This window comes from Micromonospora sp. 4G55 (assembly GCF_016803375.1).
On sequence record NZ_JAEVHN010000039.1, the window covers coordinates 1 to 22,051 of the forward strand.

The following is a 22,051-nucleotide window of genomic DNA, read 5'->3' on the forward strand; positions in this document are numbered from 1 at the left end:
GGGCGGGGATCTTGTACTCCTCGGTGAGGGTGGTCATCGGGCCGGGCCAGGTGGCCTGGGCGACCTCGATCGGCTTGCGCTTCTCGTCGTAGGCAACGTGCAGCAGGTGCAGCACGGGGGTGTCCGGCCGGATCTGGAGGATCTCGGCCTCTTCCCGGCTGGGCTGGCGGGCGCTGATCGTGTCGGTGGCCGAGACGTACCGGCGGCCGGTGGCCTCCTCGGCCTCCTGGTAGAGCGGGCGGCCGAACGCCTCGGCCCGTTCCAGCGAGGTGCCCGCGGTGTCGGCCGGCAGGAACCAGGAGGCGCCCACCTCCACCGGCGAGTCCTCGGTGCGTACCAGGTGCCGGCGGCAGAGCAGCTCGGTGCCGTCGGACACCCCGAACGCGTCGGCGACCTCCGGCGGGGCGGGGGAGCGGCCGACGGAGACCAGCTGCTGCCGGTACCGGGCGGCCAGGTCGGTGTGGTAGCCGCGGAAGCCGCCGTAGCGGCCCCGGGAGAGCCGGTTGAGCCGGCGCCGGGTGCCCCGCACGTACGTACCCGAGCCGGGCTTGGTGATCAGGATGCCCTCGACCCGCAGCTGGTCGACGGCGCGCTGCACGGTCTGCTTCGCCACGCCGAACATCTCGGCGATGGCCGGGATCGACGGCAGCCGCTCGCCCGGGGCCCAGTCGCCGCGGCGCACCTGGGTCTTGAGCTGCGCGGCGATCTGCCGGTGCGGGAACTCGGCGGCCCCCGGGTTGATCTGCACACCCGCCTCCTCATACCACTAGGTTCCTAGGATGCCCTACAGACCGTGACGGGCGCCACCCTCGACACGCACGCAAATCCGGCCCCGGACGCGAACGTCCGCGATGCGACGACGAAGGGGGTGTTACCAGGAGCCGGCCGTGGGGCCGGCGGAACCGCCCCGGCGGCGCAGGTACTTCTCGAACTCCTGGGCGATCTCGTCCCCGGTTAGCGGGGTGATGCCGGCGTCGCCGACCCGCTCCTCCAGCTCGCGGACGTACTCACCGAGCTCGGCGTCCTGCTCGGCGGCGCCGCGCACCCGCTGCTCCCACTCGGCGGCCTCCTCGGCCAGGTCGGCCATCGGCACCGGCAGGTCGAGCACGTCCTCGACCCGGTGCAGCAGGGCCAGGGTGGCCTTCGGGCAGGGCGGGTTGTTGGCGTAGTGGGGCACGTGCACCCAGAACGAGACCGCGTCGACCTCGGCCCGGGTGCAGGCGTCCTGCAACACCCCGACGATGCCGGTCGGCCCGTCGTAGCGGGTGGGGGTGAGCTGGTAGCGCTGGGCGGCCTCGGCGTCGGAGGCGCTGCCGCTGATCGGCAGGGGACGGGTGTACGGCACGTCGGCCAGCAGCGCGCCGAGCAGCACCACCCGCTCGACCTCCAGGCTGTGGCAGATCTCCAGCACCTGCTCACAGAAGGTGCGCCAGCGCATGCTGGGCTCGATGCCACGGATCAGCACCACGTCCCGCTCGGTGCCCTCGGGGCTGGCCACCATGAACTTCGTGGTGGGCCACTCGACCCGCCGGGTCTCACCCTCGGCCATCGTGATGGTCGGGCGGCTGACCTGGAAGTCGTAGAAGTCCTCCGGGTCCAGCTCGGTGACCGGGCGGGCCTGCCAGACCTGCTCCAGGTGCTCCACGGCGGCGGTGGAGGCGTCCGCGGCGTCGTTCCAGCCCTCGAAGGCGGCGATCGCCACCGGGGACCGCAGCACCGGCAGCCCGTCGAACTCGGTCACGCCGTCACCTCACCCTGCTCGTCTCCGACGGCGCCGGGCGCCGACCCGGTTCTCCGCCCGCCGTGCACGGTGGCGTCCCTGATGTCCTTCACGTCCGCCAGCCTACGTGGCGGCGCCAGGTGCGGCCCGTCGGCCGCGCCGGTCCGCCGCGCCGGCGAGCCGGCGAAAGGGTACGAAAGGGATGCGCGTTCCCGCTGGCAGAATGTGGGACCGGCGACGGCTGTGGACCGACGGGCGCATCGTCGCATTAACCTGAACCCGTGCGGACTTCGTTGCTGGATGTGCTGGCCGACCGGATCCTCGTCGCCGATGGGGCGATGGGGACGATGTTGCACGCCGCCGACCTGACCCTCGACGACTTCGAGGGGCTGGAGGGGTGCAACGAGATCCTCAACATCACCCGTCCGGACGTGGTGCGCGGCGTGCACGAGGCGTACCTGGCCGCCGGGGCCGACTGCGTGGAGACCAACACCTTCGGCGCCAACCTCGCCAACCTCGGCGAGTACGACATCCCGGAGCGGATCCGGGAGCTCTCCGCGGCCGGCGCGCGCCTGGCCCGGGAGGCCGCCGACGCGTACGCCACCCCGGAGCGGCCCCGGTTCGTGCTCGGCTCGATCGGTCCGGGCACCAAGCTGCCCACCCTCGGGCACACCGCGTACGCGACGCTGCGCGACGCGTACCAGGAGAACGCCGCCGGCCTGATCGAGGGCGGCTCGGACGCGCTGATCGTGGAGACCTGCCAGGACCTGCTCCAGGTCAAGGCGGCGGTGGTCGGCTGCCACCGGGCGATGGCCGAGCTGGGCCGGAAGGTGCCGATCATCTGCCACGTGGCGGTGGAGACCACCGGCACCATGCTGGTGGGCAGCGAGATCGGGGCGGCGCTGGCGGCGATCGAGCCGCTGGGCGTGGACCTGATCGGGCTGAACTGCTCGACCGGCCCGGCCGAGATGGGCGAGCACCTGCGCTACCTGTCCCAGCACTCCCGGATCCCGCTGTCGGTGATGCCGAACGCCGGCCTGCCGGTGCTGACGGCGGACGGGGCGTACTTCCCGCTGACCCCGGTGGAGCTGGCCGACGCGCTGGAGCGGTTCGTCGCCGAGTACGGCGTGGGGCTGGTCGGCGGCTGCTGCGGCACCACGCCGGAGCACATCCGGCTGCTGGCCGAGCGACTGCACGGCGCGACCCCGATTCCGCGCGAGCCGCAGCACGAGGCCGGCGTCTCCTCGATCTACCACCCGGTGCCGTTCGCGCAGGACGCCTCGGTGCTGATGGTGGGGGAGCGGACCAACGCCAACGGTTCCAAGGCGTTCCGGGAGGCGATGCTCGCCGCCGACTGGCAGGCGTGCGTGGAGATCGCCCGCAGCCAGGCCCGGGACGGCTCGCACCTGCTCGACCTCTGCGTCGACTACGTCGGCCGGGACGGCACGCAGGACATGCGCGAGCTGGCCGGGCGCTTCGCGACCGCCTCCACCCTGCCGATCGTGCTGGACTCCACCGAGCCCGCGGTGATCGAGGCGGGGCTGGAGATGCTCGGCGGCCGGTGCGTGGTCAACTCGGTGAACTTCGAGGACGGTGACGGGCCGGAGTCCCGCTACGCCCGGGTGATGCCGGTCGTCAAGGAGCACGGCGCCGCCGTGGTGGCGCTGCTGATCGACGAGGAGGGGCAGGCGCGGACCGCCGAGTGGAAGGTCCGGGTCGCGGCCCGCCTGATCGAGGATCTCACCGGACGGTGGGGGATGGACCGCTCCGACATCCTCATCGACGCGCTGACCTTCCCGATCGCCACCGGGCAGGAGGAGACGCGGCGCGACGGCATCGAGACGATCGAGGCGATTCGGGAGATCTCCCGCCGCTACCCCGGCGTCAACTTCACCCTCGGCATCTCCAACGTCTCGTTCGGGCTCAACCCGGCGGCCCGGCAGGTGCTCAACTCGGTGTTCCTGCACGAGTGCCAGCAGGCCGGCCTGACCAGCGCCATCGTGCACGCCAGCAAGATCCTGCCGATCAGCCGGATCCCGGACGAGCAGCGGGAGGTGGCGCTGGACCTCATCTACGACCGGCGCCGCGAGGGGTACGACCCGGTGCAGCGGTTCATCGAGGCGTTCGAGGGCGTGGACGCGGCGTCGGCGCGGGCCGGGCGGGCCGAGGAGTTGGCCGCGCTGCCGCTGGACGAACGGCTCAAGCGGCGGATCGTCGACGGCGAGCGCAACGGCCTGGAGGCCGACCTGGACGCGGCGATGGCCGGTGGCCGCTCGCCGCTGTCGATCATCAACGACCTGCTGCTCGACGGCATGAAGGTCGTCGGTGAGCTGTTCGGCTCGGGGCAGATGCAGCTGCCGTTCGTGTTGCAGTCCGCCGAGGTGATGAAGACCGCGGTGGCCTACCTGGAGCCGCACATGGAGACGGCCGAGGACGGCGGCAAGGGCCGCATCGTGCTCGCCACCGTCCGGGGCGACGTCCATGACATCGGCAAGAACCTGGTCGACATCATCCTGTCCAACAACGGCTACGAGGTCGTCAACATCGGCATCAAGCAGCCGATCAGCGCGATCCTGGACGCCGCCGAGGAGCACCGGGCCGACGCGATCGGGATGTCCGGCCTGCTGGTCAAGAGCACCGTGATCATGAAGGAGAACCTGGCCGAGATGGCCTCCCGAGGGGTGGCCGAACGCTGGCCGGTGCTGCTCGGCGGGGCCGCGCTCACCCGCGCGTACGTGGAGGACGACCTGCGGTCGATGTTCCCCGGCCAGGTCCACTACGCCCGCGACGCCTTCGAGGGGCTGTCCCTGATGGACCGGGTGATGACCGCCAAGCGCGGTGGCGCGCCGGTCGTCGACCCGGAGCGGGAGGCCGCCCTGGCCGCCCGGCGGGCCCGCCGGGAGCGGCAGCGCACCATGGTCACCGAGGCGTTGCCCGAGCTGCACGACGCCTCGGTCCGCTCCGACGTCGCCACCGATGTGGCGGTGCCCACCCCGCCGTTCTTCGGCACCCGGGTGGTCAAGGGGGTGCCGCTGGCCGACTACGCGGCGCTGCTCGACGAGCGGGCCACCTTCCTCGGGCAGTGGGGGCTGCGCGGTGCCCGGGGCGGCCAGGGCCCGTCGTACGAGGAGCTGGTGGAGACCGAGGGCCGGCCCCGGCTGCGCTACTGGCTGGACCGGCTGATCGCCGACAAGGTCCTCGAGGCGGCGGTGGTGTACGGCTACTTCCCCGCGTACGCCGAGGGCAACGACCTGGTGGTGCTCGACGAGAACGGCAGCGTCGAGCGGGCCCGGTTCTCCTTCCCTCGGCAGCGGCAGGAGCGCCGGCTCTGCCTGGCCGATTTCTTCCGCCCGAAGGGCGACCAGCTGGACGTGGTGGCGTTGCAGCTGGTCACCGTCGGGCAGCCGATCAGCGAGTACACCGCGAAGATGTTCGCCGGCAACGAGTACCGCGACTACCTGGAGGTGCACGGGCTGTCCGTGCAGCTCACCGAGGCGCTCGCCGAGTACTGGCACCGGCGGGTGCGCGCGGAGCTGACCCTGCCCGGTGGCCGTACCGTCGCCGACGACGACCCGGCGGACCTGGCCGGCCTGCTGCGCACCGACTACCGGGGCTGCCGGTACGCGTTCGGCTACCCGGCCTGCCCGGACCTGGAGGACCGGGCGAAGATCGTGGAGCTGCTGGGCGCGGAGCGGATCGGGGTGCAGCTGTCCGAGGAGTTCCAGCTGGTGCCGGAGCAGGCGACGGACGCGATCGTGGTGCACCACCCGGAGGCGAACTACTTCAACGCCAAGTGACGCGGCGCCCTGCCTGAGCTGCACAAACACCGTCCGGTCAGCTTTCTGGGCCGTCCCCGGGGCCGGCACGGTCCGGCAGGCCGTGGCCGGGGAGATCCGCCGGCCGATCAGGTCAGGAGTCGTAGCTGCGGCGCTTCGTGGCTCTGCGCAATCGGTGCGGAGCAGTGCTGGCAGGCCGCGGACTGTGGGCGGACAAGGTTCGTCTGGGTGGAGAACTCGCCAGGCTTGTCGTGCTCCGGGCAGTAGTAGCCGAGGTAGTGCCGGACCCAAGGAGCGCGGGTGAGGGCATGGGCCGGGTGGGCTTGCTTCGCGTCGTGGAAGGGTGCCCACCAGTAGTCCACGACTGCCCGAAGGGTTGTCCGGTCACGTTCGTCGGTGTGGTCGAACGCGGCGATTCGGGCGGCGGTGTAGTGCTCGCCGGTATCGCCGGTGCCAGAGCAGACCGCCCGTTCCGCACCCAGTTCGAAGAGCGTGGTGCGTCCGGTGCGCTCGCAGCCGAAGCAGTCCAGGCTGAGGGCGAGCCTGCTGCGCCAGTGCAGGTTGTGGAACGGCGAGTCTGGGACCGCGAGCACGGTCCTGACTTCAACGGATCTCAGCACAGCCCGATCTTGTCAGGCATCACGGCAGCACCTGGCCGTCGCCGGTCATGTTGGTATGCCTGGTGGTAACGGCGGCTCAGGTGGGTGTCGGCGGGCGCGGGCCGCGTCGGAGATGGCCACGCCGGCGAGTACGGCGGTGGCGGCGACGCTGGACAGCAGCAGCGGCACGTGCAGCATCGCGGGTGTCAAGGCGGCCAACGCGAGCAGCCCGATCGGCCGGCTAGGGGACACGCGGGCGAAGACCGTGTATTCGAACGCAGCCCGCCCGGCGAGGAACAGCGCGGGTCCGCCGGGCATGACGGCGACCCAGGCCGGCTGGCCGTGCCCGAGTGGATGAGTGATGACGAGTTCGACGCCGACAGCGGTGAACACGATGCCGGCCACCATGACCAGATGGGTGTGGAACGCGGATCGGGCGCGGCGGGCGGGATCGGGGCCGCTGCGATGGCTGCGGACAGCAACTCCCCGGCGCGGTAGATGTAGATGCGCCACAGCAGCACGGTGACAGCGATCGACACGATGAAGGCCGGCCAGCTCCCGGTCCTAGGCTCGTGCGACGACGAGGACCAGGAAGGCGAGGACGCTTCCCCGGCGACCTGGTGATGTTGGGCCGCTCGCGTGAGCGCTGGAACGGTCGCACCGGTCGACCACGCAAATCGGATCATCAGGTATGGCGAAGACCTGCGCTGGCCCGAGTGTCTCCAGCGCTTGCTCGGCCTCGCGTCGGTGTGGGACGACTGGCCGGAGGGTCGGCGAGAGACGGAGCGGAGCGTCGTGGCAGAGGCCCGGCTGCCGCCGAACCGGCGTGTACGACAGGAGGGCGGCTACCTTCGTAGGCTGCATCCTGCACGTGATGGACGGGAGGCTGAGGTGGCCGAGGTGACGGTGGCCGAGGTGATGGCCGAGCTGGCCGCGCTCGAGGACCCGAGGGCACGCGAGGTGAACGAGAAGCACGGTGATGATCACGGTGTGAACCTCGGCAAGCTGCGCGCGCTGGCGAAGCGGCTGAAGACGCAGCAGGAACTCGCGTGCCAGCTCTGGGCGACGGGTGACACTGCGGCGAGACTGCTGGCGATCCTGATTTGCCGCCCGAAGGCGTTCGAGCGTGACGAGTTGGACGTCATGTTGCGCGAGGCGCGCGCACCCAAGGTGCACGACTGGTTCGTGAACTACGTGGTGAAGAAGAACCCGCACGCCGAAGAGCTGCGCCTGGCCTGGTCCGCCGATCCGGATCCCGTGGTCGCGAGTGCCGGCTGGGCGCTGACCACCGAACGCGTGGCGAAGAAGCCCGAGGGCCTCGACCTCGCAGGACTGCTCGACGTCATCGAGGCGGAGATGAAGAACGCCCCGGATCGCCTGCAGTGGGCGATGAACCACTGCCTGGCTCAGATTGGGATCGAGCACGCCGAGCACCGCCCCCGTGCAATCGACATCGGCGAGCGCCTGGAGGTGCTCAAGGACTACCCGACCTCCCCGGGCTGCACGTCTCCGTTCGCGCCCATCTGGATCACCGAGATCGTGCGCCGACAGCACGACAATTAGGGGGGGTTCGTGCTGTCGCTCGTGCCGCTACTCCCGCAAACGGGGCAGCCGATACGAGCCGGCCGGTTGGCCTCAGTTCGCCTACGGCTGGAGAGCATGCCGGGCCAGCCCGAGCCGATCGAAGCGACCTGGCCGCTCGCCGTGGTGAAGACGGGGGCGTGGACGGGGCGCAAGACATTGTGAAACGGCGCCTTCGCGATGCCTCACCGTGTCAACCAAGGTCGTGGGGCTCGCGCGCAGCCAGTGCCTCAGCCTCCGACAACCCGAGGCGGCTGGCGACCCGCCGCCGCATTCGGACTTGGGCGCGCGTTCGTGGCCGGAACTTCGGCTCCCGCGAACATCCGCACACCTCGAAACCCTCGTAGCGCAGTCCCGCCCCGAGAACTGCCGCTACCGCAGCCCACCCGGAGTGGTTCCGCCGACGGGGCGCCGCGAAGTCGTGCCCAGCAAATACCATCGGCTGTCGACACGACGTACATGGATGCTTCGCGCCGTCCCAGGCGTACTTGTGACTACGACGGCACGACACGCACACGTAGTGGACCTTGTAGGTGGTCTCGGCGTATCGGCACACGTCCGCATGTTAGCGGCGCGGCGGGAGAAGCTGACGACAGCAACCGGCCTGGACGAGGACATGCGCCAGCCGCCGGGCCTGGACAATCGCCCGAGGTCCCGAACGCGGACGGACCCTCCCGGACGAGACGCCCAGAAAGTTATGAGCAAGGCGTCAGCCAGCAAGGCAGCGGCGGTGCGGTTGAAGCAGCGCTCGACGTTGCGGCCCTTGTAGAGCTGCCATCGCTGGGTCGACGACCGGCGCGATGGCTTCCCATTCCGGAGCCGGAGGGCCGCCCGGCACGTCCCGGACGGCTCGGTACCGCTGCTCCATCACGCTCATCTCCACAGCTCGCGACGGAGGCGTTGAGGTGAGGGTGCTGATGCTCCGCCGGCCACGAACGCGCCCCGGTTATAGCGTCTGCAGCCGGTAGGGTCGCGGGGTGACGACGAGCGTCGGTCCCGAGGCTTGACCGTCCGGCGGAGCAGCGGCGGTGGACGTGGGAGCATCCGGTCGGCCCGCGCTGGCTGCTTGTTGGTGACGTCGGCTCCGGGGGCTCCTACGAGGACGACATCCCGCTGGCGCTGTGCGCGGAGATCGAAGGACTGTTCGTCGATCTGCCGCCCCGGCCGCGGGAGCGGTTCACGCTCGTCGGCTGCACCCCGGACGGCGCGCTTGCCGACGTGCTCGATCGGCTGCCCGCCGAGGCACTTGGCACCGGACGGGCCTGGCTGGGTGACATCTCGCTGATGGCGCCTCCGCCACCGCCGGACACGCCGCCGTTCTGGTGGGGCGAGGATCTCGGCGACGTCGTGGTGCTCGCTCAACGGTCGAGCATCACGATGTCGGAAGCCGTGGATATCGACCTCGACGGGTTAGTCCACGTCTACGACCGCACGGACGCGGTGGTACGTCCCGGCGACGTCAAGGAATTCGTCCTCTTGGGCCGAGACGAGGTGCCCTATGGTACCTGTCGGGATGTCACCGGCGTGTTCCGCGAGCAGGCTGCACCGCCGGTGCCGCAGGTCCGGCTGCTCGGTTGCCGACCGGAAGCTCCATTGCTGACCGCGCTCGGCGCGGTTGGGCAGTCGACCAAGGCCGCCCTGCGTCGCCGCCGGGTCCAGGCCGAGGTGTACATGGCGGCCGCCGATGGTTCGGTCGGCCGGGTGATGGGCGCCGTGGTGTCCGGAACGGTCGATGCGGGCGAGCCTTCGCGGCTCGGTGCCGGACTCCTCGACGTGACCGTCGACAGCGACCCGCGGGAACCGCTGCCGCTGGGGATCCTCGGCATCCTGGAGCATTGGTACCCCCGACGGCCCGCCGAGAAGAATCTGTGGGCCGGCTACGACCGGGAGCTTCGCCACCACTGGGCCGGAATGGCGCTCGCCCGCCGCTCCGATGCAGCCGACCGACCGGCCGGCACCACGTACAACCTTGACGGCCGGTTCGTGACCGACATCGAAGGGTTCTACTGCGCGATCGGCGAGGCGATCAACGGCCCGGGCGGATACTTCGGCTGGAACCTCGACGCGCTCGACGACTGTCTCGCCGGGAGGTTCGGCGCGCGGGCACCGTTTCGGCTGGTGTGGCACGACTCGGCCATCGCCCGCGAGCACCTCGTCGCCGGCTACGACCGGCGTCGACTGGGTCCGGCGATCACCATGGAGTACCTGCTGGACATGCTCGTGGCACACCATGTCGAGATCGACTTGCGCTGAGCCGTGAGCGACGCCGACTACGGCTACGTCACCCGGTCGAGCCCGACGAAGGACCGGAATCAAACGGTGTCGGCGGCGGTCCACCGATCCTCCAGGGTGCGCGCTCATGCCGGTTCCGCGCGCCGGCTGTCGCGAATCAGTTGGCGCACGAGCGTCGCACATCAGTCGACGGAGGACACACCGGCTGCTGGCGAGACGGTCCAATAGTTCGGTACGTCTTCAAGGCGGCCCTTGACGGGCCGGACGCGCCGCCGCCAGGGGCGCGCCGGCCGCTGCCCTTGGCGCTCTGCGGCCGCGACGCCTGATGCCCGGCGGCTGGCGCGGACAGCGGGGCAGCCCGAAGGCCCGTCAGCCGGGGCTGGACAACGGGATACGGAATGACCGGTGCACGCACGTGCATGAGGCGTTGTCACCCAAGAACGCAACTGCTAGCTTCACCGTGATCTTGCTCCACGGCCTTGGCCAAGGAGTATCTGCCCTGATCTCTGGAGTCCTCGATGGAACTTCACCGCCGTCGTCCGAACCTCTTCTGGATCGCCTTCTTCCTGGTGGGGGGCCTCGGCATCATCTGGGCTTCCCAGAACGGATGGGAGCTGAGAATCCTCGTCGTGCCTTTGGGCTCGGGCGCTCTGCTTGTTGTCGGCCTGATCATGGTTCTGGGCGCTCTTGCCGGTCTTGCCGGTATGTTCCGTCCCGCGCCGATCACGCTGGATGAGGCGGGACTCCGGCTGCGCGTGGCAGGCATCGACCGGTCCGTACCGTGGGCGTCGATTGACGCGTTGATACTTGAGCCATACCAGGGGACGTTGGACAGCACCGGCGCGCCGCGGCTGCTGTTGGTGCCGTCGGCAGACGCCGATCTGGGCACGGTGGCTGAGTATCAGAACAAGGTCGACGGCCGGTCCTCCATCATCCTCCTGCCGTTGGACTCCCTCCGCGCATCACAAGACCAAGTAGTTCAGGTGCTCGCTACGTACGCAGGGCAGCGGTTCATCAACGGGGTCTCGGACTCCGCAGTTGAGACGGAGACTCCGGGTAGCCCGATCTGAGCTGAGCGACAGGCTTCTGACGGCGGTGCTCCTGACTCACCCTGGTCTCCTTCGCGTGGCGCGCTGGCCGCACGCATCGTTGACGAGCAGCAGGTCCAGGCCGTTGCCAGGCCGGCATAGGCGGACCAGCGGCGACCGACCACGACCACCGGTGCCAAGCGTTGGTGCAGCTCAGCGCCCGAATTGCGATCCCGTGCCGGACAGGGAAGTAGACCGGTAACAGCTCAAGGCCAAGTGACGCCCAGACATGCGCGGGCCCGGCCCAGGATCGGATGATCCTGGGCGGGCCGAATCCGTCTGCCGATCAGTTGAACGCGGCGGCGAACATGCCGGGCTCGTAGGAACCCCCCTGCTGGTGCACGATCACCGCGAGCCGGTTGGCCGCGTTGATCAGGGCGACCAGGGAGACCAGCGCGGCGATCTGGTCGTCGTCGTAGTGCTTGCGTACCTGAGCCCAGGTCTCGTCGGACACGCCGTGGTGGGCGTCGGCGAGCCGGGTGCCCTCCTCGGCGAGTGCCAGCGCGGCCTGCTCGGCCTCGGTGAAGACGGTGGACTCGCGCCAGGCGGCGACCAGGTTGAGCCGGACCGGGGTTTCACCGGCGGCCGCGGCCTCCTTGGTGTGCATGTCGATGCACCAACCGCAGCCGTTGATCTGGCTGGCGCGCAGCGACACCAGCTCCTGCGTGGACCTCGGCAGCGGCGACTGATGGATCACCAGGCTGGCGTTGGCGAACCGCTTGAAGAACTTCACGGCGATCTCGTTGTCGAGCATGTTGAATCGAGCGTCCATGATCTCGCCCTTCCTCGTGGTGTGGCACTGGACGAACACGAGATGCCGGCGCTCGGATCCCTGTGACAGCGTGGGTATGTGATGCCCACCACAACGACGTCTCGGTGTCACACCACGACGGGGTTCGGCATCTGATGGGTGACGCAGTTGCGAGCGGACAGGAGTCACCCATGGTCGGCACGTCTCAGACCGCAGCCGAGGATCGTGGCAGGGGCAGCGGCCGCGACCGCCCGGACCTCGCCACCGAGGCGTTCCTCGCCCACCGCAACCTGCTCTTCACCGTCGCCTACGAGATGCTCGGCTCGGCTGCCGATGCGGAGGACGTGCTGCAGGAGACCTGGCTGCGGTGGGCGGGCGTCGATCTCGATACGGTGCGGGATCAACGTGCCTACCTGGTCCGGATCACCACCCGCCAGGCACCCGGCCGGCTGCGTACGCTTGGCCGCCGCAGGGAGTCCTACGTCGGTCCCTGGCTGCCCGAGCCGCTGCTCACCACGCCCGACGTGGCCGAGGACGTCGAGTTGGCCGACAGCGTCTCGATGGCGATGCTGCTGGTGCTGGAGACGCTCACGCCGACCGAGCGGGCGGTGTTCGTGCTGCGCGAGGTGTTCGATGTCGGGTACGACGAGATCGCCGAAGCCGTCGACAAGAGCCAGGCCGCCGTCCGCCAGATCGCGCACCGGGCACGGGCACACGTCGCGGCGCGCCGGCCGCGTGGGGCCGTGTCCGCGGCCGAGACCCGAGACGCGCTCGAGGCGTTCCGGCGGGCGGCCGAGACGGGCGATCTGCAGAGCCTGCTCGACATCCTCGCACCGGATGTCGTCCTCCTGGGTGACGGTGGCGGAGTCAAGCAGGCCGTCCAGCGGCCCGTGGTGGGGGCCGACAAGGTGGCCCGTCTGCTGGTTGCCGGGCTGGGCAGGATCGCCGGCCGGCTGTCGCTGCGGCCGGCGCAGGTCAACGGCTACCCGGCGCTGATTTTCCGGCAGGGCGGCGAGATTGACACCGTGGTGGCGGTGCGTATCGACGACGGTCTCATCAGCGGGCTCTACGCCGTGCGCAATCCCGAGAAGCTGTCGCACATGGAGCGGGCGACCACCCTGCGCCGCTGAGGCGTGCGGTCGTTATCAGCTCCGGAGGCTGGATCAGAGGCCGAACGAGGCCCGGCAGGCGTCGAAGCCGTCGACCGTCACGGCCGGCCGCTCGCGTTGGCGCCATCGCTGCAGGGTCAGCCGCAGGCGGTCGGAGACGAGAGCCTCACCGTCGCGCGCATCGACGGAGATTCCGTCGTGCTCGTAGCCGAGCTTGCGCGATACGCCTTGGGACGAGTGGTTGTCCTGGAACACCTCGGTCAGTGCGGCGGTGGCGCCGAGATGATCGAAAGCAAGGGTGAGCAGTCCGGCCCTCGCCTCCGTTCCGTAGCCTTTACCCTGATGATCCACGCCGAGCCAGGCCGAGGTCGTCACCTGTCTCACCACCGGGAAGTCCCGTGCGCGAAGTGTGACCACGCCGATCGGCTGGCCCGCCCGGAAGACGCCCATCCCGAGCGCCCACGCTGCCACGTTCCAGGAGGCAAGCCGGTCCCAGTGTGTCTGCAGGACGGACCGCGCCCGGTCCGCATAGCTGCCGTCGGTCCATGGGGTCAGGAACGGGCGCTCGCCGGGGCGATGCACGCCCTGGCCTGCGAGGTCGGCAAGCTCAGCCAGTTCCTCCTCGCGTGGCAGGCGCAGCCGCAGGTGCGGTGTGACGATGGTGAGCCCGTACAGCGGCCACAGATCGGCGAGCATGTCCCGCATCCTGTCGGTCAAGATCCGACCGGGCAAGCGAGATACCTCGACGCACTGGTCCCGGCAGAAGTGGGTGGGCCAGCTCTCTCGGCCACCCCCGCCACCGATGTCAGGGTCGGTCATCCCGGCGGCATGGGGGCTTCAGCCCTCATCCCGGGCCGCAGACCCGTCCGAGCCCTGCCGTCTGAAGAACTCCACCGCCGCGACTCCCAGCAGGACGATGGTGGTGTCGAAGCCCAGGACCAGGTTCGGCAGGTGCGGGGCGGCCGGCGCGAGGGCGACGGCGGCGAGGACACCGACCACGTGCGAGAGCGGGATGTGTCCGAGGACCTCGTGGTCGAGGGCGGCCCGCCCCAGCAGGAACAGGGCCACGCCGCCCAGGATGAGCGCGGTGAGGGTGTCGTCCGGCCGCTCCGTGGGGTGCTCGATGATCCGCATGAATCCGGTGGCGACGCCGACCACGCCCACCACCATGAGCCAGTGGACGTACGGGTTGGTCTGGACGAGCCGTTCCCGGTGCGGGGACCGCTCGATGGCGGTACTCAGCCTGGCGCCGGTTCCCCGGGCGTAGCTCCACCACAGCAGCACCGCCGCGACGAAGGCGGTGGCGAACGCGGTGATCCGGCTGGCACTGAACGGCATGTCGCTCAGGGCGAGGACGCTGACCAGGATGAGCTCGCCCAGGGTGAGGACGTAGATCTGCTGGTACCGCTCGGCCAGGTGCTCCGGCACCACGTCGTACCTGGGCAGCGGCGGTCGCCCGGCGATCGGGAACCGCAGGCCGAAACCGAGGTAGTCCACGGCCAGCGCGGCCAGCCACACGGCGAGACGCGCACCGGGGGAGGGAGTCAGGCCGGTGATCCACAGGATCCCGGACACCGTGGTCCAGAGCAGGACCCGCTTCGGGCGTTGCTGCTCCGGCCGGCCCCGCAGCGACGGGATGACCACCAACGCCCGACCCCAGTTGATCCCGGCCCAGGTGGCGCCGAACACCAGGCCGTGGTTGTCGAACGCGGTCGGCAGCGCGGCCGACATCAGCATGCCGCCGAACATGATGCCGAGGATCACGAGCTGGACGGGTCGCGCCTGAGGGCTGTAGAGGTCGGTGAACGACGTGGTGGTCACCCAGACCGCCCAGAGTGTCGACAGGGCGAGCAGTGCCTGGGCGATGTTCGTCCAGCTGGGCTCGGTCGCCATCTTTTCCGAGGTCAGGGTCAGGGTGGCGATGACCGCGAGGTCGAAGAAGAGCTCCAGCAGATCGGTCCGCCGTGCGCCGCCCGGCACTCGCGTTATCGGCCGGCGACCACCATCCATCACTTCGGCCTTCTCGATCTCGCGACGCCGGGCCGCCCTCTCAACCTCGGACTGATCCCCGGAGGCGCCGACCGTCGGTGTCGGGACGACTGACCGCCGCGTCGCCAGCTCGGGCGCCGGGGGAACGTCCAGGTCCGTCGGCCGACCGGAGCCTCCCGGGTACGCGGCAGGGCAGCGACCGGTGCTCCCGGGTGGCTTCACACCGCCATGGTGAACGCTAGTCGATGCGGGGGCGGGCGACCCGCGATTGTCGAACTGCGTGCTGCGCCGCGGCGCTCAGCAAACCCCGGTGGCATCGCCACCACGACACGCCGTCCCTGGTCCGACCGGCGACACGCCGGCCCCGGTGCCACCGCAGCGCGCCCGGCTCATTGCACGGCTCGACGCGAAGGCCACCGGTCGTGGCTCACTCCTGCGCCGCCGTGGTCAGTAACTGGTACGTCGCTTCGTCGAAGGCGACCAGGCGGATGCGCTCGACCCGGGTGGGCGTGGCCCTGATGGTCGAGATCGCGATTGTCGCCGCCTGCTCGGGCGGGAAGCCGTACACGCCGGTGGCGATGGCGGGGAAGGCGACGCTGCGGGCGCCGACCTCGTCGGCGACGGCGAGGCTGCGCCGGTAGCACGACGCCAGGGTGTCGGCCTCGCCGTGGCCGCCGCCCTCCCACACCGGGCCGACCGTGTGGATGACGTGGCGCACCGGTGGGTCGAGGTCGAACGCCGGTGTCGCGACCGCGTCACCGGCGTCGCAGGGCGCCAGCGCGGCACCCGCCCGCGCCAGTCGCGGCCCGGCCGCACGGTGGATCGCCCCGTCCACGCCACCGCCACCCAGCAGCGATTCGTTGGCCGCGGTGACGATGGCGTCGACGTCCTCGGCGGTGATGTCACCGAGCACCACTTCGATCGCGGGCATGCCTCATCATGTCACCGGCGGCACCCGGCAGGTGGTCCGAGCGGGGGTTGGATCCCCAACGGTCCGCCACGCCTCACCCCGTCGGTCGGGACCGGGCCAGAACGCCAGGATCGCACAGCGCTCAGTCGGCGGGCTTCTCCCAGACCGAGACGTGCTGGCGGCTCTCGCTGGTGAACGGCGCCCGGTTCCACCCGTCCCAGCGGTCCCGCAGCCGCAGCCCGGCGAGCTGGGCCATCAGGTCCAGTTCCGCCGGCCACACGTACCGGAAGGGAATCGACCGGTACTCCCCGCGACCGTCGACGATGCGGACGTAGTTGGAACTGGTCGCCTGGGTGGCGACGTCGTAGACGTCGTATGCCCATTCGGTCGGTGAGACGTGGAAGGGCACCACGTTCTGGCCGGGCGGGAGCCGGCGCAGCTCGGGGACCAGTACCTCGATCACGAAGCAGCCGCCGGGGGCCAGGTGCGCGGCGGCGTTGCGGAAGCAGGCCACCTGGGCCTCCTGGGTGGTCAGGTTCATGATCGTGTTGAAGACCAGGTACGCGACCGAGAACGTCCCGTCCACCCGGGTGCTGGCGAAATCGCCGATCGTCACGCCGATCGCGTCGCCGCCGGGCTTGGCGCGCAGCCGGTCGACCATCGCCCGGGACAGGTCGATGCCGTGTACCGGCACACCGCGGGCGGCCAGCGGCAGCGCGACGCGTCCGGTCCCGACGCCCAGCTCGAAGGCCCGGCCGGCGCCGGCGAGCTCGGCCAGCACGTCGACCGTGGCCGCCACGACGGCGGGGTCGAACATCTCGCTCGTCGGTTCGTCGTAGGTCGCCGCCACCGCTTCGCCGAAGTATCCGTCCGCATCCCGCATCGCCGGACCGTACCGCCGGTGCCGACGGCGGCGCCTGTGATTTACCGGGCGTCCCAGGGCCGCCCGATCCGGCTGTACGCCACGAGCCGCGGGAGTCGGCCCGTGGGCGCTTTCGGGTCCACCACTGCGTCCACCTCGGAGGGTCCGCCGGTTGGTGCGGGGTGCGCCTCGACGGGCGGCTCGCGGAACCAGCCCATGCGCGCGTTGTGCCGGCTCGCCAGAATGTCGGGCGTGCGGGGCATCATCCTGGACGGCGCGCACGAGCAGAATTCCACGGAGAGGGACGTCGCATGGCTGAGGTGCTGTTGTTCCACCACGCGCAGGGGCTGACACCGGGTGTCCGCGACTTCGCCGACCGCCTGAGGGAGGCCGGACACACGGTGCACACCCCGGATCTCTACGACGGGAATACCTTCGACACCCTGGAGAAGGGCCTCGACTACGGCCGGACGGTCGGATTCGACGCGATCCTGGAGCGCGGCCGGCTCACCGCCGAGGGGCTGCCCGCCGGGCTGGTGTACGCCGGGTTCTCGCTCGGGGTCATGCCGGCGCAACTGCTGGCCCAGACCCGACCGGGCGCGAAGGGTGCCCTGCTCTTCCACAGCTGCCTTCCCACGTCCGAGTTCGGCGGCGAGTGGCCGGCGGGCGTGCCGGTCCAGGTGCACGGGATGGACGCCGACGAGTTCTTCGTCGACGAGGGTGACCTCGACGCGGCCCGCGCCCTGGTCGCGGCGGCCCCGGACGCCGAACTGTTCCTGTACCCCGGTCCGCAGCACCTGTTCGCCGACAGCAGCCTGCCTTCCTACCACGAGCCGGCGGCCGCGCTGCTCACCGAGCGGGTGCTGGGCTTCCTCGACCGCGTCGGCTAGCTGCCCCGCGCGGCGTCACCCGCAGGGCGGGGTCTTCGTGCCGCCCCCGGTCACCGGGGCGGCGGGTCGTTGCCGTCCTCGTCCGCCGGTGGCAGCGAGTCCGGCAGCCCGAACCCGGCGAAGTGCTCGGCCCCCAGGAACGAGGTGATCTCGGCGATCCGGCCGTCCCGCAGCGTCAGCACGTTGATCGACCAGGCCGGGTACGGGCCCGCGTCCTGCGTGCGCAGGTACGAGGCCACCGCCGGCTGCCCGTTCGCGCCGACCGTCCGGTGCCGCCAGCTGCCGCACCGGGTCATCGGCAGCTCGCGGGCGAAGTCGGTGACCGCCACCAGCCCCCGGTACCACTGCGGCAGCGGCGGCATGGACCAGGTGACGTCCTCGGTCAGCAGCGCGACCAGCGCCTCGGTGTCGCCGTTCTCCAGGGCGGTCGCGTAGCCGGTGACGATCTCCCGCAGCCGGGTGTCGTCGACGTGGCGCAGGGTCCGCTGCTGGCTGACCGGCGGCACCCGGTCGGCCACCAGCCGTCGGGCGCGCGCCAGCGCGGAGTTCACCGACGTGACCGAGGTCCGCATCATGGTGGCGATCTCGGCGGCGGAGAAGCCCAGCACCTCGAAGAGCAGCAGCGCCGCCCGCTGGTTGCCCGGCAGGTGCTGCAGGGCCGCGACGAAGGCCAGCTCGACGGCCTCGCGCTGCTCGTAGCGTACGTCGGGGGCGGCCGGACCGGCGGCGAGCCCGGCGTCGGGGTAGGGCCCCAGCCAGGCGACGTGGCCTGCCGGGGCGGTGTCCAGCACCGCCCGCTCGCTGGCCGGGCCGAGGTCGACCGGAAGCGCCCGGCGGGCGCGCCCCGCCACCGCGTCCAGGCAGGTACGGGTGGCCACCGTGTAGAGCCACGATCGCAGCGAGCTGCGCCCCTCGAAGCGGGGCAGCCCGCGCCACGCCCGCAGCAGCGCCTCCTGAAGGGCGTCGTCGGCGTCGTGGGCGGAGCCGAGCATCCGATAGCAGTGCGCGTGCAGCTCCCGGCGCAGCGGCGCCACCAGGTCGGCGAACGCGGCCGGGTCGCCCTCGCGCGCCCGGTCCAGCCCGGCGTCGCGGGCGTCGTCGGCGACGCGCGGAGAAACAGCCCTCACGAGCGACGATTCTGCCGTACGACGGAAGTCTCCACTGCGAACGCGCGCACGCCACGATCCGGGAGGACCCGATGAGCAGCACATCCACCGCACCTGTCACCACCGCGACCCTGGCGGTCCCCGACGGGCGACTGCACTACGAGGTACGCGGACGGGGGCGGCTGGTGGCGCTGGTCGCCGCCCCGATGGACGCCGGGGCGTTCGCGCCGCTGGCCGACCTGCTGGCCGCCGACCACACCGTGCTCACCACCGACCCGCGGGGCATCAACCGCAGTCTGTTGCACGACCCGCACCAGGACTCGACGCCGCAGCTGCGCGCCGACGACGTCGCCCGGCTGATCGCCCACCTCGACGCCGGCCCGGCCGCCGTGCTGGGCTCCAGCGGCGGCGCGGTGACCGTCCTCGCCCTCGCCCAGGCCCACCCGGATCGGGCGCACACCGTCATCGCGCACGAGCCGCCGCTGATCGGCCTGCTCGACGACCGCGAGGACCGCTTCGCCCGGGAGGACGCCATGATCACCACGTACCTGGCCGGGGACCGGCTGGGCGCCGGGCGGCAGTTCCTCGCCAACGCGAACATCGAGCTGCCCGAGCCGGTGGTCCTGGGCATGTTCGGCGGCGAACCCGCCCCGCAGGCCGCCGCCGACGAGCACTTCCAGTACGTCCACATGATCCGTGGGACCACCCGGTTCCAGCCGGACGTCACCGCGCTGCGGAAGGGCCCGACCCGGGTCGTCGTGGGCCTGGGCGAGGAGTCGACCGGCCAGGTCTGCGATCTCACCTCCCGGGCGCTGGCCGAGGCGCTCGGCACCGCGCCGACGATGTTCCCCGGTGGCCACATCGGCTTCGTGGAGGACCCGAAGCGGTTCGCCGACCGCCTGCGGGAGGTCCTCGCCGAGGGCTGACGGCGGCTACGGTCGGCCGGTCGATCCTCGGCCGGCTCACCGACCGGCGACCCGCCGGCTCACCCTTCCAGGCGCTCGGCGGCCGCCGCCCGCACCTCGGCCGTCTCGATCGGGTCGTCGCGCAGGTAGCGCAACCGTTCCCGGGCCATGCCGTCGAACGCCACCCGCCGGGCCGACAGCAGCCGCACGTCCGCCTCGCAGTCCCACAGTCCTTCGGCGAAGCGCCGGTGCACCCCGGCCGGTCCAGCGCCGCGTGCGCCCGGAGGTAGGCGGCACGTTCGTAGGAGTGCGGGCTGAACCAGAGCCGGCGCAGCCTGGGCAGGACCTCCCGGGCCCGCGCTCCGCCGATCCGGGCCAGCCCTTCGACGAGCTGGTCGTAGCCGCACCGGTCGTCGTGCGTGTTCAACCAGTCCAGCCCGGACAGCAGCGCCGGGACGTCGCCGGCGTCCCCGTGGGCGGCGAGCAGTTGCAGGGTCGGCCAGGTCAGCGGGTGGGCGTCGGCGCGTACCCACGCGCGGGCGGCCGGCAGCGCCGGCGGACCGACGGCGAGCAGCGGCCGGCTCAGCGGACCGGCCAGCCCGGTGGCGGCCAACTCCTCCGCCATGTCGAGCAGGGCCGGTTCGGGTGGGCGGAAGCCCAGTTCGCGCAGGACCATCCGCCCACTGGGCGGAGCGGCCCCGGTCGCGCAGCATCTCCAGCAGCACCGCCGACGGCTCGTCCCGCCCGGGCCGGTGCGACCGCCGCGGTCCGTCGTCGCGCACCGCGTCGGCGACGCGCGGGTCGCGGTCCGCCCAGGCCCGCCACGGCAGGCACCGCCGCCACTCGCGGGCCTGTGCCAGCGCGTCCGGCCGGCGCATCACCGCCGGGTACAGGTCGTCCCACCACACCTCGGGCCACGTGCGCGCCACCTGCGTGAGTGCCTCGTTCCACCGGGGTCCCTCCCGGACGTACCGGCGCACCCCCTCGACCGCCTCCTCGACGCCGGCCCGGCCGAGCACGTCGACGACCTCCAGGGTCGCGGTGAAGGCGTTGTCGTCGTGCTCCTCGTCGGGCGAGTCGTACCAGTCGTGCAGGATCGGCTCCAGCGGCAGTGCGAGGTCCCGGACCAGGCGGGCCAGGTAGACGGCGCGCTCGTCCACCACCCACCAGAACCGCCGGTCGCGGCGCAGGCAGTCGCGGACCAGGTCGGGGGCCGCCGGGTCCACCATGGCGCGGTGCGCGCCACGGCCCAACCCGCGTTGCAACGCCCCGGCCAGGGTTCTGGACGGGGCGTACTGCCAGCCGTGCTCGTCGCCGTCGCTCATCGGGCGAGAGTGTGCCGCCTGCGCGCCGTGGCGGCATCCGGAATACCCGGCCGGCATCAAATCGCCCCTGGCCGGTCGGCGGCGCGCAGACTGGAGACTCGCGCCGTCGCCGCGTGACGTGATCTGCGCGCGCCGGGGCACCGCGGCACGCCGCATTCGAGTCGGGACCGCAGGAGGTGGACGTGCGCCGTGTCGTGCAGCTGCTGTACGAGGCCCAGCGCCGGCTGTACCCGGGTGACCGCCCCAGCCGGTTGGCCCGGGTGATGAACCGGGTGGACGCCGCCCAGTTCGCCACCGGGGTGCTCGCCCCGCGCCGCGCGGTCACCCTCGAGTACCCGGGCGGCGTACCGGCCGGAGGATCGCCGTGCCGGTGGTGGTGGCCGATCTCGACGGTGACCGCTACCTGGTGTCCATGCTCGGCGAGAACGCCGACTGGGTACGCAACGTCCGGGCGGCCGGCGGACGGGCGGTGCTGCGCCACGGCGGGCGGGAGCACGTGCTGCTGCGGGAGGTCGACCTCGCCCGGCGCGCCCCGATCCTGCGCCGCTACCTCCACCTGGCCCCCCTCGCCCGGCCGCACCTGCCGGTCGACCGGCGCGCCCCGCTGGTGGAGTTCGAGGCGGTCGCCGCCCGGTACCCGGTGTTCCGGGTGGAACCCGCGCCGCGACCCTGACCGGTCTCGATCAGATCGACATCGTGCGTCGGATCGCACCACCGCGTTGACGGCGCTGTCGACGTCGGCTTCGCTGTGCCCGAGGCGGCGGCGACGCCCGGAACGGGGGAGACGGAGATGGAATCCACGGTGGAGGAACCGACGCCGCGCCGGGGACGCGGACGCGGCTGGCTCGCGGTGCTCATGGCCGGGGTGCTGGCCGGCGGCGCGGCCGGGGTGCTGGCCCTGCGACCGAGCACCAACGGCCCGTCGGCGGAGGCCACCGCTCCCGCCGTGGCGCCCCCGGGGACCTGCTGGCCGGGCTGCCGGCGCGGGTGGTTCCGCCGCCCGCCCTGGCGGACCTCCCGACCGACCGCGCGGTCGGTGCGGCCGCCTTCCTGTACCACGTCGAGCAGCCGGGGGGCTTCGACGAGGCCACCGGCACACTCCGCCAGCGCGACATTCACCTGGTCACCCGCGCGGGCCAGCAGTTCCGGGTCGGACGCACCCCGGCGACCGTGGGCCCGGTGAACCAGTCGCTGTCCCCGGACGGCCG

At 71.6% G+C, this 22,051-nt stretch carries 20 protein-coding genes; 9 read left to right on the forward strand and 11 right to left on the reverse strand.

The window, feature by feature from the left end:
- Positions 1–748 (reverse strand): GntR family transcriptional regulator (locus JNW89_RS05950; protein ID WP_238448046.1); only part of this gene is annotated, 748 nt, incomplete at its 3' end.
- Positions 749–871: 123 nt separating this feature from the next.
- Positions 872–1,741, reverse strand: a complete 870-nt coding sequence (locus tag JNW89_RS05955) for a PAC2 family protein (protein ID WP_154937452.1) — start codon at positions 1,739–1,741, stop codon at positions 872–874.
- Between the two features lie 260 nt (positions 1,742–2,001).
- Here JNW89_RS05955 and metH point away from each other — a divergent pair, with 260 nt between their 5' ends.
- Positions 2,002–5,517, forward strand: a complete 3,516-nt coding sequence (gene metH / locus JNW89_RS05960; protein ID WP_238448047.1) for a methionine synthase — start codon at positions 2,002–2,004, stop codon at positions 5,515–5,517.
- A 107-nt stretch (positions 5,518–5,624) separates the two neighbouring features.
- On the opposite strand, the gene JNW89_RS05965 is transcribed toward metH, so the two are convergent.
- Positions 5,625–6,089: a hypothetical protein gene (locus tag JNW89_RS05965; RefSeq protein ID WP_238448048.1), complete on the reverse strand. Its 465-nt coding sequence runs from the start codon at positions 6,087–6,089 to the stop codon at positions 5,625–5,627.
- Positions 6,090–6,161: 72 nt separating this feature from the next.
- A complete protein-coding gene (locus JNW89_RS05970) occupies positions 6,162–6,608 on the reverse strand; it encodes a low temperature requirement protein A (protein ID WP_309139952.1) in 447 nt (148 codons plus the stop codon).
- A 378-nt stretch (positions 6,609–6,986) separates the two neighbouring features.
- Here JNW89_RS05970 and JNW89_RS05975 point away from each other — a divergent pair, with 378 nt between their 5' ends.
- From JNW89_RS05975 to JNW89_RS05985, 3 genes are all read left to right on the forward strand, one after another.
- Positions 6,987–7,658 carry a DNA alkylation repair protein gene (locus tag JNW89_RS05975; RefSeq protein ID WP_238448050.1) on the forward strand — a complete coding sequence of 224 codons (672 nt, stop codon included), beginning with the start codon at positions 6,987–6,989 and terminating at the stop codon, positions 7,656–7,658.
- Positions 7,659–8,894: 1,236 nt separating this feature from the next.
- On the forward strand, positions 8,895–9,929 hold the full coding sequence (locus tag JNW89_RS05980) for a barstar family protein (RefSeq protein WP_238448051.1): 1,035 nt from the start codon (positions 8,895–8,897) through the stop codon (positions 9,927–9,929).
- A 497-nt stretch (positions 9,930–10,426) separates the two neighbouring features.
- Entirely contained in the window at positions 10,427–10,978 is a 552-nt protein-coding gene (locus JNW89_RS05985; protein WP_238448052.1) for a hypothetical protein, read from the forward strand.
- A gap of 304 nt (positions 10,979–11,282) precedes the next feature.
- Here the strand turns inward: JNW89_RS05985 and JNW89_RS05990 are convergent, their stop codons facing one another.
- Positions 11,283–11,768 carry a carboxymuconolactone decarboxylase family protein gene (locus JNW89_RS05990; RefSeq protein ID WP_238448053.1) on the reverse strand — a complete coding sequence of 162 codons (486 nt, stop codon included), beginning with the start codon at positions 11,766–11,768 and terminating at the stop codon, positions 11,283–11,285.
- A gap of 170 nt (positions 11,769–11,938) precedes the next feature.
- Here JNW89_RS05990 and JNW89_RS05995 point away from each other — a divergent pair, with 170 nt between their 5' ends.
- Positions 11,939–12,877, forward strand: coding sequence for an RNA polymerase sigma-70 factor (locus tag JNW89_RS05995; RefSeq protein ID WP_255540454.1), 939 nt, complete (start codon positions 11,939–11,941; stop codon positions 12,875–12,877).
- A 33-nt stretch (positions 12,878–12,910) separates the two neighbouring features.
- On the opposite strand, the gene JNW89_RS06000 is transcribed toward JNW89_RS05995, so the two are convergent.
- From JNW89_RS06000 to JNW89_RS06015, 4 genes are all read right to left on the reverse strand, one after another.
- Positions 12,911–13,552 carry a GNAT family N-acetyltransferase gene (locus JNW89_RS06000; RefSeq protein ID WP_238448054.1) on the reverse strand — a complete coding sequence of 214 codons (642 nt, stop codon included), beginning with the start codon at positions 13,550–13,552 and terminating at the stop codon, positions 12,911–12,913.
- Between the two features lie 141 nt (positions 13,553–13,693).
- Entirely contained in the window at positions 13,694–14,836 is a 1,143-nt protein-coding gene (locus JNW89_RS06005; protein WP_238448055.1) for a low temperature requirement protein A, read from the reverse strand.
- Between the two features lie 436 nt (positions 14,837–15,272).
- Positions 15,273–15,776 carry an O-acetyl-ADP-ribose deacetylase gene (locus JNW89_RS06010; RefSeq protein ID WP_238448056.1) on the reverse strand — a complete coding sequence of 168 codons (504 nt, stop codon included), beginning with the start codon at positions 15,774–15,776 and terminating at the stop codon, positions 15,273–15,275.
- Between the two features lie 121 nt (positions 15,777–15,897).
- Positions 15,898–16,638: a class I SAM-dependent methyltransferase gene (locus JNW89_RS06015; RefSeq protein WP_238448057.1), complete on the reverse strand. Its 741-nt coding sequence runs from the start codon at positions 16,636–16,638 to the stop codon at positions 15,898–15,900.
- A gap of 290 nt (positions 16,639–16,928) precedes the next feature.
- On the opposite strand from JNW89_RS06015, the gene JNW89_RS06020 reads away from it, so the two are divergent.
- Positions 16,929–17,507 (forward strand): dienelactone hydrolase family protein, encoded by a 579-nt coding sequence (locus JNW89_RS06020; RefSeq protein ID WP_238448058.1) that lies wholly within the window; start codon positions 16,929–16,931, stop codon positions 17,505–17,507.
- 50 nt (positions 17,508–17,557) lie between these two features.
- Here JNW89_RS06020 and JNW89_RS06025 read toward each other — a convergent pair whose 3' ends face one another.
- Complete coding sequence (locus tag JNW89_RS06025; protein WP_238448059.1) at positions 17,558–18,634, reverse strand: sigma-70 family RNA polymerase sigma factor; 1,077 nt, start codon at positions 18,632–18,634, stop codon at positions 17,558–17,560.
- 71 nt (positions 18,635–18,705) lie between these two features.
- Between JNW89_RS06025 and JNW89_RS06030 the strand changes: the two genes are divergently transcribed.
- Positions 18,706–19,539 carry an alpha/beta fold hydrolase gene (locus JNW89_RS06030; RefSeq protein WP_238448060.1) on the forward strand — a complete coding sequence of 278 codons (834 nt, stop codon included), beginning with the start codon at positions 18,706–18,708 and terminating at the stop codon, positions 19,537–19,539.
- Between the two features lie 59 nt (positions 19,540–19,598).
- Here JNW89_RS06030 and JNW89_RS06035 read toward each other — a convergent pair whose 3' ends face one another.
- Positions 19,599–20,843 (reverse strand): hypothetical protein, encoded by a 1,245-nt coding sequence (locus JNW89_RS06035; RefSeq protein WP_238448061.1) that lies wholly within the window; start codon positions 20,841–20,843, stop codon positions 19,599–19,601.
- Between the two features lie 364 nt (positions 20,844–21,207).
- Here JNW89_RS06035 and JNW89_RS06040 point away from each other — a divergent pair, with 364 nt between their 5' ends.
- Positions 21,208–21,516, forward strand: a complete 309-nt coding sequence (locus JNW89_RS06040) for a hypothetical protein (protein WP_238448062.1) — start codon at positions 21,208–21,210, stop codon at positions 21,514–21,516.
- 314 nt (positions 21,517–21,830) lie between these two features.
- Positions 21,831–22,051: hypothetical protein (locus tag JNW89_RS06045; RefSeq protein ID WP_238448063.1), on the forward strand; the 221-nt coding region annotated here is incomplete at its 3' end.

What these genes read in the sequence shown, in the direction of transcription:
- JNW89_RS06010 (WP_238448056.1), bottom strand. Translation starts at nt 15,776, where the DNA reads ATGCCCGCGATCGAAGTGGTGCTCGGTGACATCACCGCCGAGGACGTC.
- JNW89_RS06035 (WP_238448061.1), bottom strand. Translation starts at nt 20,843, where the DNA reads ATGAGCGACGGCGACGAGCACGGCTGGCAGTACGCCCCGTCCAGAACC.
- JNW89_RS06020 (WP_238448058.1), top strand. Translation starts at nt 16,929, where the DNA reads ATGGCTGAGGTGCTGTTGTTCCACCACGCGCAGGGGCTGACACCGGGT.
- JNW89_RS05985 (WP_238448052.1), top strand. Translation starts at nt 10,427, where the DNA reads ATGGAACTTCACCGCCGTCGTCCGAACCTCTTCTGGATCGCCTTCTTC.
- JNW89_RS06015 (WP_238448057.1), bottom strand. Translation starts at nt 16,638, where the DNA reads ATGCGGGATGCGGACGGATACTTCGGCGAAGCGGTGGCGGCGACCTAC.
- JNW89_RS05990 (WP_238448053.1), bottom strand. Translation starts at nt 11,768, where the DNA reads ATGGACGCTCGATTCAACATGCTCGACAACGAGATCGCCGTGAAGTTC.
- JNW89_RS06000 (WP_238448054.1), bottom strand. Translation starts at nt 13,552, where the DNA reads ATGCTCGCCGATCTGTGGCCGCTGTACGGGCTCACCATCGTCACACCG.
- JNW89_RS06030 (WP_238448060.1), top strand. Translation starts at nt 18,706, where the DNA reads ATGAGCAGCACATCCACCGCACCTGTCACCACCGCGACCCTGGCGGTC.
- JNW89_RS05995 (WP_255540454.1), top strand. Translation starts at nt 11,939, where the DNA reads ATGGTCGGCACGTCTCAGACCGCAGCCGAGGATCGTGGCAGGGGCAGC.